The 14558-nt window shown below is 69.5% G+C and carries 10 protein-coding genes; 4 read left to right on the top strand and 6 right to left on the bottom strand.

The window, feature by feature from the left end; genetic code table 11:
* On the bottom strand, positions 1–2364 hold the full coding sequence (locus tag ACGF15_RS13260; RefSeq protein ID WP_392798611.1) for a DUF6049 family protein: 2364 nt from the start codon (positions 2362–2364) through the stop codon (positions 1–3).
* Between the two features lie 187 nt (positions 2365–2551).
* On the opposite strand from ACGF15_RS13260, the gene ACGF15_RS13255 reads away from it, so the two are divergent.
* Positions 2552–4018, top strand: a complete 1467-nt coding sequence (locus ACGF15_RS13255; protein ID WP_392798608.1) for a CCA tRNA nucleotidyltransferase — start codon at positions 2552–2554, stop codon at positions 4016–4018.
* Positions 4019–4101: 83 nt separating this feature from the next.
* On the opposite strand, the gene ACGF15_RS13250 is transcribed toward ACGF15_RS13255, so the two are convergent.
* The 3 genes from ACGF15_RS13250 to ACGF15_RS13240 all read right to left on the bottom strand — a co-directional run bounded on the left by ACGF15_RS13250 (position 4102) and on the right by ACGF15_RS13240 (position 7309).
* A complete protein-coding gene (locus ACGF15_RS13250; protein WP_362740033.1) occupies positions 4102–5373 on the bottom strand; it encodes an MFS transporter in 1272 nt (423 codons plus the stop codon).
* Between the two features lie 76 nt (positions 5374–5449).
* On the bottom strand, positions 5450–6532 hold the full coding sequence (locus ACGF15_RS13245) for an inositol-3-phosphate synthase (RefSeq protein ID WP_345612209.1): 1083 nt from the start codon (positions 6530–6532) through the stop codon (positions 5450–5452).
* Positions 6533–6592: 60 nt separating this feature from the next.
* A complete protein-coding gene (locus tag ACGF15_RS13240) occupies positions 6593–7309 on the bottom strand; it encodes a helix-turn-helix transcriptional regulator (protein ID WP_345612211.1) in 717 nt (238 codons plus the stop codon).
* A 112-nt stretch (positions 7310–7421) separates the two neighbouring features.
* Here ACGF15_RS13240 and ACGF15_RS13235 point away from each other — a divergent pair, with 112 nt between their 5' ends.
* The 3 genes from ACGF15_RS13235 to ACGF15_RS13225 all read left to right on the top strand — a co-directional run bounded on the left by ACGF15_RS13235 (position 7422) and on the right by ACGF15_RS13225 (position 12128).
* A complete protein-coding gene (locus tag ACGF15_RS13235; protein ID WP_345612214.1) occupies positions 7422–7673 on the top strand; it encodes a hypothetical protein in 252 nt (83 codons plus the stop codon).
* Positions 7674–7680: 7 nt separating this feature from the next.
* On the top strand, positions 7681–10449 hold the full coding sequence (locus ACGF15_RS13230) for a transglycosylase domain-containing protein (RefSeq protein WP_392798603.1): 2769 nt from the start codon (positions 7681–7683) through the stop codon (positions 10447–10449).
* A 110-nt stretch (positions 10450–10559) separates the two neighbouring features.
* Positions 10560–12128, top strand: a complete 1569-nt coding sequence (locus ACGF15_RS13225; protein WP_392798600.1) for a glycosyltransferase family 87 protein — start codon at positions 10560–10562, stop codon at positions 12126–12128.
* A gap of 94 nt (positions 12129–12222) precedes the next feature.
* Here the strand turns inward: ACGF15_RS13225 and ACGF15_RS13220 are convergent, their stop codons facing one another.
* Positions 12223–13254: an alanine racemase gene (locus tag ACGF15_RS13220; RefSeq protein ID WP_345612221.1), complete on the bottom strand. Its 1032-nt coding sequence runs from the start codon at positions 13252–13254 to the stop codon at positions 12223–12225.
* 105 nt (positions 13255–13359) lie between these two features.
* A complete protein-coding gene (locus tag ACGF15_RS13215) occupies positions 13360–14478 on the bottom strand; it encodes a peptidoglycan bridge formation glycyltransferase FemA/FemB family protein (protein ID WP_256522246.1) in 1119 nt (372 codons plus the stop codon).
* Between the last annotated feature and the right edge of the window lie 80 nt (positions 14479–14558).

The raw sequence follows: 14558 nt of genomic DNA, 5'->3' as shown, positions 1-14558 counted from the left end.
TCAACGGTCCACTTTCTCACCAGCGCCCGACGGGTCGCCGCTTTCGGGTCGGGTGTCCGGTGTCGGGTCACCCGGGTGCCCGTGCTCCCGGTGGCCGGCGTCGTCGGCGGCTTTGTCGTGCTCTCCGGGGTCTCCGGCGCCGGGGGCGTCGGTCCCCTCGCCGTCGGCCGCGGGGGCCGTTGAGACGGTCGCCTCGGCTGCGGCCCGCTTGCGCTGGGTGTACATCCTGATGCCTGCGAGGACGAGAAGCAGCACCCCACCCGCGATGACAAGCATCACCTGAGGAGTGATCTCCGAGACCTTGACGGTGAAGTCCATGGCCTTGCCGTAGGGCTTGCCGTCCTTGGTGAACAGCTGGGCCGTCATCTGCACCTGGCCGTTGGCATTGGCCGCGGCCGGGAACTGCACCGTCTGACTGTGGCCGCCCCCGACCCGGACGGCCTGCTCGGCCATCGCCTTGTCCTCCAGCCCCAGGCGCGTCGGGCTGTGCGAGCGCAGGCGCAGCACCAGGTCGTCGACGTCCTGCACCAGCTGGTTCTGCACGGTGACCGGGATCATCGCGCTGCGGCCCGAGAGGGTCACATCCGACTTCTGGATCAGCTGGACCTCGCCGGTGAGGTCCTTGAGGTAGGCGCGGACGCCGTCGCGGTACTGCTCGGCCCCCGTGGGGTTCCCGCGCCAGGAGGTGGAGAGCTCCCGGTCCACGGCCCGACCGAAGGGGGTGTTGACCCGGTCGGCCTGGGTGAGGATGCCCTCGAACATGTCGAGGCTCTGCTGCGTGGAGCGGATCTCCTCGAAGGCGCCGACCTGGAGTTCCTGCTTGCGAAGGCGGTCGGGGTAGCGGGACCCGCGGGGCACGGCGGTATTGGCGTCGGCATCCGGCTTGGTCGTCGCGGCATCGACCAGGTCCAGCGGCTGGGTCCAGCGCTTGCCGGACAGCCCCTCCATCGCCTCCGCCATGGACTGGGCCTGGGCGGCGGTGGGCATGCGCTGGGGTGCCACCACGATGCTGCGCTGCTTCCCGGGCACCTGGAGAGTGATCGCGAGCGACTGGGCGAGGAACTCCTGAACGGCGAGGGTGGAGGCTCCCGACCGGCTCATATCGCCCTCGAAGGCCGTGGACAGCCGTGCATCGGACACCACTGCGGTGGTGCCGCCCCCGATGGGGCGGGCTGCCGTCGGCGTGTAGGTGAGATCGTCACGGAGGCTGTCGCTCCTGACGATGACGTTGTCGGCTCCCGCCGAGGTGGCGACGTCGACGATGGAGGAGTCGATGGCGCCCTCCACCGGCCACGCGAATTCCACCGAGGGCTTCACATGGAGCACGGTCTCCACCGTCGTGGAGGCGACGTCGGTCGCCGGTTGGAGATGGCTCAGCGAGCCGGAGACGGAGGTGCCCCGGTGTGCCAGGGAAGCGAGGTCGGGATCCCCGAAGGGCAGCGCGACCACCTTGCTGTTCTGCACCGCCGCGCCGAGCGAGCTCAGCCAGCGCTTGGCCACGGCCTGGTTCTTGCCGGGAACGATGGTGTCGCCCTGCTTGACCGCGTAGCTCTCGGCCATCGCGTCCACGCTTGCCAGCAGGTCGGGGTCGACGACCCAGGTGACCGGTAGCCGGCTGCCGAGGGCCACCAGCCGTTCGAGGCGGCCACCAGGGGCCAGCTCCCCGGCCAGGCTCTCGTCCTCGAAGACGGGGGTCTGCTCGGGGTCCGATCCGGTCTCCGCCGTCAGGTGCGTGGAGGAGACCAGCGGCCAGAGGTAGGTGAGGCTGGTCTTCTTCTTCAGAGCCTCGGGCTGCCAGGGCAGGAAGGTCCGCTGGATGCCGAGCACCTGGTCGAAGGAGCCGTTCGGGGTCTGCCCGGTGAGGGTGACGCCCAGCTGGTAGATCGCGCCGTCCTCGCCGAGATCGAGTTCCCCGACCGGGACGGAGATGGTGAAGTCCCTGCTGATTCCGGAGGCCAGGCGGGGAACGTCCACCGCGTACTCGTCGTCGACCGCCCGCCCGTCCACCGCGGGGTCGAAGCCGGTGCGGTCCGGCACCTGGTCCATGGAGGTGCGGTTGGCGAACTTCTGGCCGATGCGGAGGTCCACCTGGGCGTCGGTGATCGTTTGCTTCCCGCGGTTGGTCACCGTCCCCGAGACGGTGAGCGTGTCCTTGGCCCCGGGGGCGGCCGGTGCCACCGTGTCCAGGGACACATCGACGGTGCGGGTGCCGGTGGCCTCCTCCGCGGCCGACGCGGGCTGGGCCGCCGGTACCCCGAGCAGCCCGGCGATCAAGGGGAGCCCGAGGGCCAGGGGGACCGTGCGGCGCAGCCACCGGCGCGCAGGAGAGGTACGCATCCCCTGGAAGTCTGCCGCCTCGGCCACGCGCTCGCCCGTCTCTCGTCGTCTGCACGCCGGTGGTGGTTCGCCGGTGCTCTGGTTCGTGCGTCCACGAATGGTAACGAGGCCCGCTGTGCCGAAGTGCCGCGGAGTGGTGTACCAAGATCATGGAAATCCGTGGGCCGTTTAACCGGGCGGCCCCGGGCGGTCGGGGCACGTAACCTGTTCTGCTGTGCCGAACGCCAATGAAGACCTCCCCACTGCCCTGAACCAGGCGCAACACCGCGCGGTGAGCGAACTGCTGCGTGTCTCGCCGGTCGCCGACGACCTCGCACGCCGATTCCAGGAGGCCGGGTTCCGGCTCGCGCTCGTCGGCGGCTCCGTCCGTGACGCACTGCTCGGGCGGCTGGGCAACGACCTGGACTTCACGACGGATGCCCGGCCCGAGGACGTCCTGAAGATCATGCGCCCCTGGGCGGACGCGGTCTGGGACGTGGGCATCGCCTTCGGCACGGTCGGTGCCCAGAAGGAGGGGCGCGTCGGTGAGGAGGTGCAGCGCTTCGAGATCGAGGTGACCACCTACCGCTCCGAGGCGTACGACCGGACCTCGCGCAAGCCCGTGGTCTCCTATGGCGACTCCATCGAGGAGGACTTGGTCCGCCGTGATTTCACGGTGAACGCCATGGCCGTGGCGCTCCCGGAGAAGCGGTTCATCGACCCCCACGGAGGGCTCGACGACCTGGCGGACCGTGTGCTGCGGACCCCCGGTACCCCCGAGGACTCCTTCTCCGACGATCCGCTGCGGATGATGCGCGCTGCCCGGTTCGCCGCGCAGCTGGACTTCGGCCTGGCGCCGGACGTGGTCACCGCGATGACGGCGATGGCCGAGCGGATCGAGATCGTCTCCGCGGAGCGCGTCCGTGACGAGCTCAACAAGCTCCTGCTGTCGCCCCGGCCGCGCACGGGTCTGGGCCTGCTCGTCGATACCGGGCTGGCCGAGCATGTGCTTCCGGAGCTTCCGGCTCTACGCCTGGAGCGTGACGAGCACCATCGCCACAAGGACGTGTACGAGCACTCACTCACCGTGCTCGACCAGGCGATCGACCTGGAGGTCGACGGCCCGGATCTGGTTCTGCGCCTCGCTGCCCTGCTCCATGACATCGGCAAGCCGCGGACGCGGCGCTTCGAGAAGGACGGCCGGGTCTCCTTCCACCACCACGAGGTGGTCGGCGCCAAGATGACCAAGAAGCGCATGACGGCGCTCAAGTACTCGAACGACATGGTTCGGGACGTCTCCCGCTTGGTCGAGCTGCACCTCCGTTTCCATGGCTACGGGGGCGGAGAGTGGACCGACTCGGCGGTGCGTCGCTATGTGCGCGATGCCGGCCCCCTGCTGGACCGCCTCCACAAGCTGACCCGGTCGGACTGCACCACGCGGAACAAGAAGAAGGCCGCCGCGCTCTCCCGCACCTACGACGGACTGGAGGAGCGGATCCTTCAGCTGCAGGAGCAGGAGGAGCTGGACGCCATCCGGCCCGACCTCAACGGCAACGAGATCCAGGAGGTCCTCGGCGTCGGCCCGGGGCCGATGATCGGCAGGGCGTACTCCTTCCTTCTGGAGCTGCGTCTTGAGAACGGCCCGATGGCGCGCGACGAGGCCGTGACGGCACTCAAGGAGTGGTGGTCGCAGCAGCAGTGACCTTTGTCGTGCGGTGTTTCACGTGAAACACCGCACCAAGCCGGACAGTGGGGTCGTGTTTCACGTGAAACACGACCCCACTGTCATGGCGTGTCCGGCAGGCTGCGGAGGCTTCGGGCAAGGCCCGCGGCCACCATCGCGTAGATCGCGGACACCATGAGCAGCACCGGGACGGAGCGCCCGTCCGGAGGCAGCATCAGCGCCACGACTCCCGCCGCCCCGACGAACGCAGCATTGAAGAGCATGTCGTAGAGGGAGAAGATCCTGCCGCGGTAGGCGTCGTCCACCGCCGTCTGCACCACGGTGTCCGTGGCGATTTTCGCTCCCTGTGTGAGCAGGCCGAGGACGAAGGCGGCGGCCAGCATCGGTACAGGGGCGAAGGGCAAGCCCAGAGCGGGCACCAGAACGGCCCCTGACCCCGCACAGACGGCCATCCAGCCGGTACGGCCCAGTCGCCTGATCGTCCACGGCGAGACCACGGCGGCGATGAAGAATCCTGCTCCGGAGGCAGCGAGCGCGAGACCGAGCAGGGTGAGCCCGTCCGCTTCGGTGTCGGACCATGCGTACCGGCAGAGCATCAGCACCGTCACCGTGAGGGCTCCGTAGCAGAAGCGCAGCAGCGTCATCGCCATGAGAGCCCGCGCGGCGCTCCGCCGCTCCCTGAGATGCCGGAGCCCGTGGTGCAGGCCGTGCACGGTGGAGGCCAGTGCGGGCAGCAGTTGTGAGGTGGCCAGGGTTGTGTCCGGTCCCAGCAGGTCGCGTGCCATGCGCAGCGAGGCCGCGCCTGCGGCCAGGTACAGCAGGGCGCCGAGGACGACCACGGCAGCATCGGAGTCCGACACGATCAGTCGGACGGCGAAGGCCAGGCCGCCCCCCGCGGTGGCCGCCAGGGTGCCGGCAGTGGGGGACAGGGAGTTCGCCATGACCAGGCGCTGGGAGTCCACGACCCGGGGCAGTGCTGCCGACAGCCCCGCCAGCACGAAGCGGTTGACCGCGGTGACGGCGAGAGCGGAGGCGTAGAAGAGCCCGTCGGGTGCTCCGCTGACCATGAGGACCGCCGTGGAGGCTGCCAGACAGGTGCGCAGCAGACTGCCGTAGAACAGGACCTGGCGGCGGCGCCAGCGGTCGAGCAGGACTCCGGCGAAGGGGCCGACGAGGGAGTAGGGCAGCAGCAGGACCGCCATGGCGGAAGCGATGGCCGCCGGGGAGGTCTGGCGCTCGGGGGAGAAGACCACATAGGTGGCGAGGGCCACCTGGTACACGCCGTCGGCCGACTGGGAAAGCAGCCGGACGGTCAGCAGGCGGCGGAAGTCGGTCAGGCGCAGGAGTACGCGCAGGTCACGTACGGGGGGCATGCGAGCTAGCGTCACATACGGGGAGGGTCCCCGGGGCATCGCCCCGGGGACCCTCCCCGGTGTCGAGGTGGAGCGCTCAGCGCTCGGTCTCGCCCTTGATGAACTTCTCGACGTTCTCGCGGGCCACGTCGTCGAAGTACTGGACCGGCGGGGACTTCATGAAGTACGAGGACGCGGAGAGGATCGGGCCGCCGATACCGCGGTCCTTGGCGATCTTCGCAGCGCGCAGGGCGTCGATGATGACACCGGCCGAGTTCGGGGAGTCCCAGACCTCGAGCTTGTACTCGAGGTTCAGCGGGACGTCACCGAAGGCGCGGCCCTCGAGGCGGACATACGCCCACTTGCGGTCGTCGAGCCAGGCCACGTAGTCGGACGGGCCGATGTGGACGTTCTTCTCGCCCAGCTCGCGGTCCGGGATCTGCGAGGTGACGGCCTGCGTCTTCGAGATCTTCTTGGACTCCAGGCGCTCGCGCTCGAGCATGTTCTTGAAGTCCATGTTGCCGCCGACGTTCAGCTGCATGGTGCGGTCCAGGACGACACCGCGGTCCTCGAACAGCTTGGCCATCACGCGATGCGTGATGGTGGCGCCGACCTGGGACTTGATGTCGTCGCCGACGATCGGGACACCGGCCTCGGTGAACTTGTCGGCCCACTCCTTGGTACCCGCGATGAAGACCGGGAGGGCGTTGACGAAGGCGACCTTGGCGTCGATGGCGCACTGCGCGTAGAACTTCGCCGCGTCCTCGGAGCCGACGGGCAGGTAGCAGACCAGGACGTCGACCTGCTTGTCCTTGAGGACCTGGACCACGTCGACCGGGGCCTCGGCGGACTCCTCGATGGTCTGGCGGTAGTACATGCCCAGGCCGTCCAGGGTGTGGCCGCGCTGCACGGTGACGCCGCTCGACGGCACGTCGCAGATCTTGATGGTGTTGTTCTCGCTGGCGCCGATGGCGTCCGAGAGGTCGAGGCCGACCTTCTTGGCGTCCACGTCGAAGGCGGCGACGAACTCGACGTCACGCACGTGGTAGTCGCCGAACTGGACGTGCATCAGACCCGGCACCTTGCCGGCCGGGTCGGCGTCCTTGTAGTACTCGACGCCCTGCACCAGCGAGGCGGCGCAGTTGCCCACGCCGACGATGGCTACGCGAACCGAACCCATTCCGGTTGCTCCCTGTGTGTTCTCGGTGTTCCGGATGAAACCCTGCGGATCCGCAGAGCCTCACTTGGCGGTGTCGTCGGACGGATCCGGCGGAGTGGAGCCGACCGGGGGTGTCCCCACGGAGGGCTCGGTTCCTTCAGGCCGGGGCAGGCCGCCCGTCGCTCCAGATGTGGTGTCCTGCTGAGCGGTGCTCTCCGGGGAGGGTCGTCGCTGATCCCGCCCCGCTCGCTCGCTCTCGATCAGCTCGTTCAGCCAGCGCACTTCACGCTCCACGGACTCCATGCCGTGGCGCTGCAGCTCGAGCGTGTAGTCGTCGAGGCGCTCACGGGTGCGGGCAAGAGAGGCGCGCATCTTCTCCAGGCGCTCTTCCAGCCGGCTGCGACGGCCCTCCAGGACGCGCATCCGCACCTCTCGCTCCGTCTGGCCGAAGAAGGCGAAACGGGCGGCGAAGTGCTCGTCCTCCCAGGTGTCGGGGCCGGTATGGGAGAGCAGCTCCTCGAAGTGCTCCTTACCTTCCGCCGTCAACCGGTAGACGATCTTTGCGCGGCGCCCCGCGAGGGAGGCGGCGAGGGCGTCCTCGGGCGCGCTCCCCGGTTCCTCGATCAACCAGCCGTTGGCGACCAGCGTCTTGAGGCAGGGGTAGAGGGTTCCGTAGCTGAAGGCCCGGAAGATTCCCAGCGAGGTGTTGAGCCGCTTGCGCAGCTCGTACCCGTGCATCGGGGCCTCGCGGAGCAGTCCGAGCACGGCGAACTCGAGGATGCCGGAGCGTCTGCTCACTGCCGCCTCCTTCGCCGTTCCTGCTCGTACTCCACCGCGATGTGTCGTGCTGATGTATCGAATCGATACATCAGCACGATAGAACGGTGTCACCTCCGCGACAAGAGGGGGCGTGGTGAACGGCGTCACATCATCAATTCGCCACAGCCTTGATGCCGGAAATGGGGTGAACTTCGGCTTCAGGGGGGTTTTGGGCGTGCGTAGTCTGTGCGGCATGCAGACCACCGGGAACCAAGTGACGCCGCTGAGCGTCATCGCCGTGGATGCCCAGCGGATGAGTTCTGACCGGAACTCGTCCGTATCCATTTCGGGGGGACCGGAACTCAACTGCCGCTTCCAGGCGTCTTGCCTGCCCGAGGAGTAGTCGTTCGATGAGCGAGCACCGTCGCAAACCGCCACAGCCGCAGGGTGGCGGGCGCGCCGCGGCCCGTCGCGCCGCCCAGCAGCCGTCGGGCCGTCGCGCAGCACCCGGCCCAAGTGCCACATCAGCCTCCCCCGGCGCCTCCTACGGCGCCGAGGGCCCCGCCTACGGCAGCCGTGCCGAGGCCCGCCGTGCCGCACAGCGGGGAGGCCGGCGGCGGGTGGACGAGCCGGGGGCCGGGGGCGGCGGCCAGGGCGGCGGCCGTGGCGGCGGACGGCGCGGCACCGGCGGCAACGGGGGAGGCGGCGGCCAGGGGCCGAGGAAGCGCCGGATCATCGACTACCCGAGGCACGACAAGTACGGGTGGCGACGCTGGGTGCCCTCCTGGAAGCTGGTCACCGGCCTGATCATCGCCTTCTTCGGCAGCATGATGACCGCTGCCACCATCGCCTACGCCATGGTGGTCGTCCCCAACCCCGCCGAGGCGGCCACGGCCCAGAACAACGTCTACTACTGGGCCGACGGCTCGCAGATGGCGGCCACCGGCGGTGAGACCAACCGGCAGATCATCGGCTTCGACCAGATCCCCCGGGACATGCAGAACGCGGTGGTCTCCGCCGAGAACAAGACCTTCTGGAAGGACTCGGGCATCGACCCGAAGGGCATCGGGCGCGCCGTGTTCAACATGGCGACCGGTGGCCAGACCCAGGGCGGCTCGACGATCACCCAGCAGTACGTCAAGAACAACCGGCTGAACGACCAGTCCCAGACGGTGACCCGCAAGCTCAAGGAACTCTTCATCTCGATCAAGATCGACTCCGAGGTCGACAAGGACACGATCATGGCGGGGTACCTCAACACCGCGTACTACGGCCGCGGGGCCTACGGCATCCAGGCCGCCGCCCGCACGTACTACGGCAAGGACGCCAAGGACCTCAACGCGAGCGAGAGCGCCTTCCTCGCCTCGCTGCTCAAGGGCGCCACCTACTTCGACCCGGCCGGCTCCGAGGCGATCGACCCCGAGGCCACGGCCGCCAACAACACCGCCCGCGCCACCGAGCGCTGGGCGTGGATCCTCGACGAGATGGTCAAGGACGGGCACCTCGAGGCGGCCGAGCGCGCCACCTACACCGAGTTCCCCATGCCGGACAAGCCGAAGAAGAACGCGCAGCTCAGCGGTCAGATCGGCTATCTGGTGGACCTCGCCAAGGCCAACTTCATCAACAACAACGACCGGGACATCGGCGCCGAGGACCTCGCCCAGGGCGGGTACGAGATCCACACGACCTTCGACAAGAAGAAGGTCACCCTGCTCGAGAAGTCGGTCAACAAGATCCTGGACGAGTACATCGACCCGGAGAAGCGCCCCAAGACGGACACCCACGTCCAGTTCGGCGGTGCGTCCGTCGAGCCCGAGACCGGCAAGATCATCGCCATCTACGGCGGTACGGACGCCACCAAGCACTTCACCAACAACGCGGACGCCACCGGTGCCCAGGTCGGGTCGACCTTCAAGCCCTTCGTGCTGGCCGCAGCCATGCGCGACGGCGTCCGCGACCCCGGGGGCGGCAAGGAGCAGGGGCTGGAGAGCCGCACCCGCGTCGATCCCGACAAGAGCCGCTACAGCGGCAAGAACAAGCTGACGGTCAGGAACTACGACGGCTCCGTGTGGCACGACCAGAACGGGGAGGAGTGGAACCAGGTCAACGACGACGACGCCAGCTACGGCGACATCAGCCTCCGCGAGGCGATGATCCACTCGGCCAACTCCCCCTATGTGCAGCTCGGCATGGACGTCGGCATCCCCTCGGTCCGCCAGGCGGCGCTCGACGCCGGCCTGCTGGAGTCCAGCCTGGTGAAGTCGGACGTCCCCTCGTTCTCACTCGGCATCTCCTCCCCCAGCGCCATCCGCATGGCCGGTGCCTACGGCACCTTCGCCGCCGACGGCGAGCAGCGCGACCCCTACTCCGTGGAGCGCGTCCAGTACGAGGGCGAGACGGTCTACGAGCACGAGGACAAGGCCGAGCGGGCCTTCAGCCGGGCCGTCGCCACCAACGTCACCGACGTGCTCCGCTCCGTCGTCGACGACCCGGAGGGCACCGGCCGCAAGGCGCGGATCCCCGGCCGCCAGGTCGCCGGCAAGACCGGTACGACCGACGGCAACAAGCAGGCGTGGTTCGTCGGCTACACGCCGCAGTTGTCCACGGCCATCGACATGTACCGCCTCGACGACGACGAGAACAACAAGAACCGCAAGTTCGAGGACATGTACGGCACCGGTGACCAGCCGAAGGTCCACGGCTCGTCGTTCCCGTCCCGCGTCTGGCAGGACTACATGTCCTCGGCGCTCAAGGGCGAGAAGGTCATGACCTTCCCCGCCCCGGAGGAGCTGGACGCCGAGGCCGTCTGGGGCGGCGGCGCGGAGAGCCCCGAGCCCACGCCCAGCACCTCTCCCTCGTCCTCCCCCTCGCCGTCGCCCTCGGAGTCCGAGGCCGAGCCCTCGCCCTCCAGGACGTCCGGCCGCCCGTCCCCGTCCTGCAACCCGTGGGAGGACTGGACCTGCCGGCCCACCGGCGGTACCGACGGCGGCACGGACGAGGGATCGTCCAACGGCGGGGTCACCACCAGCCCCTCGCCCTCCACGACGGACGGCGGTGTCGACGGCGGTGTCGACGGAGGTGCCGACAGCGGCGGTGGCGGATCCAACGGCGGCGGGTCCAACGGCGGCGCGAACGGCGGGAACGGCGGCGGGTTCATCGGCGGATCCGACGGCACCTGATCCCCGCACGCGGCCACGGGGCCGTCGCATCCGGCACGAAGGGCGCCCGGCGCCCGGCGGATGCGACGGCCCCGGCCGTTTCCGCCACCCGGTACGGCAGGATGTGCACCATGCCCAGCCCAGAAGAGACCACCGCGCACCCGGCACGCCCCGGTGCGGGCCCGGTGGGGCAGGACCGCCCCGACGTGGCTCCCACCCGGAGCGACAGCATCGCCGCGGCCGCCTCCGAGCTGATCGGAGGGCCTCTCGGCCGTCGGGCGCGCGGCGGCACGGCCGGGCGGTTCACCCCCGCGGCGGTGGTCGCGCTGACCGCGATCGGCATGTTCGCGCTGGGCATGGTGCAGAAGCTGCCCTGCTACAACTGGGCCTGGTTCCGGGGAGCCAGCTCCCAGTACACCCACGCCTGCTACTCCGACATCCCGCACCTGTACCTGGGCCGCGGGTTCTCCGAGGGGCTCGTCCCCTACATCGACCGTCTGCCCGGCGACATGGAGTACCTGGAGTACCCCGTGCTCACCGGACTGTTCATGCAGGTCGCCTCCTGGATCAGCGACATCGGCTTCTGGCTGGGCATCTCCGACGGCGACGTCATGCAGCGCGAGCAGCTCTACTGGCTGGTGAACGCGGGCATGCTCATGGTGTGCACCGCGGTGATCGCCGTGTGCGTGGCCCGCACCCACCGCCACCGGCCGTGGGACGGCATGCTCGTCGCCCTGGCCCCCGCCTTCGCCCTGACGGCCACCATCAACTGGGACCTCTTCGCGGTCGCCCTCACCGCCGCCGCGATGCTCATGTGGTCGCGCGGGCGGGTCCTGGCCTTCGGCATCCTCATCGGACTGGCGACGGCCGCGAAGCTGTACCCGGTGTTCCTGCTCGCTCCCCTGCTCCCCCTGTGCTGGCGCACCGGACGCTGGCGCCCGTTCCTCACCGCCTGTCTGTCGGCGGCAGGGGCGTGGCTCGCGGTCAACCTGCCGGTGATGGTGCTCGCCCCCGAGGGCTGGAAGAAGTTCTACGCCTTCAGCCAGGAGCGGTCGATCGACTTCGGCTCCTTCTGGCTGGTCATCACCCAGCGCACCGGGAAGCCCATCGACGTGCAGTTCGTCAACGACGCGGCGATCGCCCTGGTGGTCGTGGCCTTCGTCGGTCTGTGCCTGCTCACCCTGAAGGCCCCGCGCCGCCCCCGGTTCGCCCAGCTGGTCTTCCTGCTGGTCGCGGTCTTCATCCTGACCAACAAGGTCTACTCCCCGCAGTACGTCCTGTGGCTGATCCCCCTGGCCGCCCTCGCCAGGCCCCGCTGGCGGGACTTCCTCGTCTGGCAGGCCTGCGAGGTGTTGTACTTCCTCGGGATCTGGATGTACCTGGCGTACACGACCAGCGAGAAGCACCAGGGCCTGCCGGTCGAGGGATACCAGCTCGCCATCGCCCTGCACCTGCTGGGGACGCTCTACCTCTGCGCGGTGATCCTGCGGGACATCCTGCGGCCGGAGCGCGACGTGGTGCGCCGGGACGGAGACGACGACCCCTCGGGCGGGATCCTCGACGGCGCCGAGGACGTGTTCGTCCTCGGCGCTACCGGCTCCCGGAAGGACACCCCGGACCGCGGCGGGGAGCAGGCGTACGCCGCTCGCGGGGCGCTGAGCGGCCCGGGAGCGGAGACGGCGCCGCGCAGCACGGTCTGAGGCCCCTTGACGCCCCGGTGCCCCGAAGGCGGTGCGGGGCAGGTGCAGGAGCCTCCCTGCACCCGCCCCGCGGCGGCCTTGCGGTCGGGGACCGTCAGTGGTCCACCAGACGGTCGAACTGGGTCGTGGTGTGCCTCAGGTGGGCGACCAGCTCGTCGCCCACCTTGGGCTCCTGGGCATCGGCCGGTACGAAGAGGATCGACACCTGCATGTGCGGCGGCTCGGCGAACCAGCGCTGCTTGCCCGCCCACACGAAGGGCGACAGATTGCGGTTGACGGTCGCCAGTCCGGCCCGCGCCACGCCCTTGGCCCGGGGCATCACCCCGTGCAGGGCCTTGGGGGCCTCCAGCCCCACACCGTGCGAGGTGCCCCCGGCGACCACCACCAGCCAGCCGTCCGAGGCGGCCTTCTGCTGCCGGTAGCCGAACCGGTCGCCCTTGGCCACACGGGTGACGTCCAGAACGGCTCCGCGGTACTCGGTGGCCTCGTGGTCCCCCAGCCAGAGCCGGGTGCCGATGCGGGCGCGGAACCGGGTCTGCGGGAACTGCTGCTGCAGGCGGGCCAGCTCGTCGGCCCGCAGATGACTGACGAACATGGTGCCCAGCGGCAGACGCGCGGCGCGGAGCCGGTCCATCCAGGCGATGACCTCCTCGACGGCGTCCGAACCGTCGGTGCGGTCGAGGGGCAGATGCAGGGCGAAGCCCTCGAGGCGGACGTCCTCGATCGCCGCGTGGAGCTGGCCGAGCTCCTCCTCGGTGATCCCGTGGCGCTTCATCGAGCTCATGCACTCGATCACCACCCGGGCGCCCACCAGCGCGTACACGCCGTCGACGGAGGACACGGACCGCACCACGCGGTCCGGCAGCGGCACGGGCTCCTCGCCCCGCCGGAACGGGGTGAGGACGAGCAGGTCACCGCCGAACCAGTCCTTGATGCGCGCCGCCTCGTACGTGGTGCCCACGGCCAGCATGTCGGTCCCGAAGCGGGCCGCCTCCTCGCAGAGGCGCTCGTGGCCGAAGCCGTACCCGTTGCCCTTGCAGACCGGGACGAGGCCGGGGAACTGGTCGATGACCGACTTCTGGTGTGCCCGCCAGCGCGCGGTGTCGACGTAGAGGGAGAGCGCCATACTGGCCGGACCCTTTCTGGTGGCTGCGGTGTTCAGGGGGTGTGTACGAGGGTACGGAGTCGGGCGCCGGGCGGCCGCCTCCCGTGCCGGGGCCGCCCCGTCGCCTCAGCGGCGCGACATGTAGATGTCCAGCGCCTTGTGGAGCAGCTTGTTGAGAGGGAAGTCCCACTCGCCGATGTACTCGACGGCCTCACCGCCGGTGCCGACCTTGAACTGGATCAGGCCGAAGAGGTGGTCCGTCTCGTCGAGCGAGTCGCTGATGCCGCGGAGGTCGTAGACGGTGGCGCCCATGGCGTAGGCGTCGCGCAGCATCCGCCACTGCATCGCGTTGGACGGCCTCACCTCGCGGCCGATGTTGTCGGAGGCGCCGTAGGAGTACCAGACGTGGCCGCCGACGACCAGCATGGTCGCCGCCGAGAGGTTCACGCCGTTGTGCCGGGCGAAGTAGAGACGCATGCGGTTCGGGTCCTCGTTGTTGAGGACGGTCCACATGCGCTGGAAGTAGGAGAGCGGGCGGGGGCGGAAGCGGTCGCGCACGGCCGTGATCTCGTACAGGCGCTGCCACTCCTCCAGGTCCTCGTAGCGGCCCTGCACGACTTCCACACCGGCCTTCTCGGCCTTCTTGATGTTGCGGCGCCAGAGCTGGTTGAAGCCCTTGAGGACGTCGTCGAGCGAGCGGTTGGCCAGCGGGACCTGGTAGACGTACCGCGGCTGCACGTCGCCGAAGCCGGCACCGCCGTCCTCGCCCTGCTGCCAGCCCATCTTGCGGAGGCGGTCGGACACCTCGAAGGCGCGCGGCTCGACGTGGGTGGCCTGGACGTCCCGCAGGCGCTTCACGTCCGGGTCCTGGATGCCGGCCTTGATCGCGGGGGCGTCCCACCGGCGGATGACGACCGGAGGCCCCATCTTGACGGAGAACGCGCCCTGGTTCCTGAGGTGCGCCAGCATGGGCTGGAGCCAGTCGTCCAGGTTGGGCGCGTACCAGTCGATCACCGGTCCCTCGGGCAGGTACGCCAGATAGCGCTTGATCTTGGGCAGCTGGCGGTACAGGACCAGCCCGGCGCCGACCAGCTGATCGTTCCTGTCGAACCAGCCCAGGTTCTCCGAGCGCCACTCGGTCTTCACATCAGCCCACGCCGGGACCTGGCAGTGACTCGCCGAGGGCAGGCTCTGGATATAGGCCAGATGCTGCTCACGGCTGATGGTCCTCAGGGTCAGGCTCATGCGGGGGCTCCTCGGCAGGTGTGTCCCCATGGGTACAGGGGCTCCGGCTCTCGCGCCGAAGCCTACTGCGCCTGCGCAGC

Origin of the sequence: Streptomyces sp. NPDC048001 (genome assembly GCF_043203115.1) — a bacterium.
GTDB lineage: Bacteria > Actinomycetota > Actinomycetes > Streptomycetales > Streptomycetaceae > Streptomyces > Streptomyces sanyensis.
Note: the sequence above shows the minus strand (reverse complement) of the source record. Positions and strands in the feature narration are given on the sequence as shown.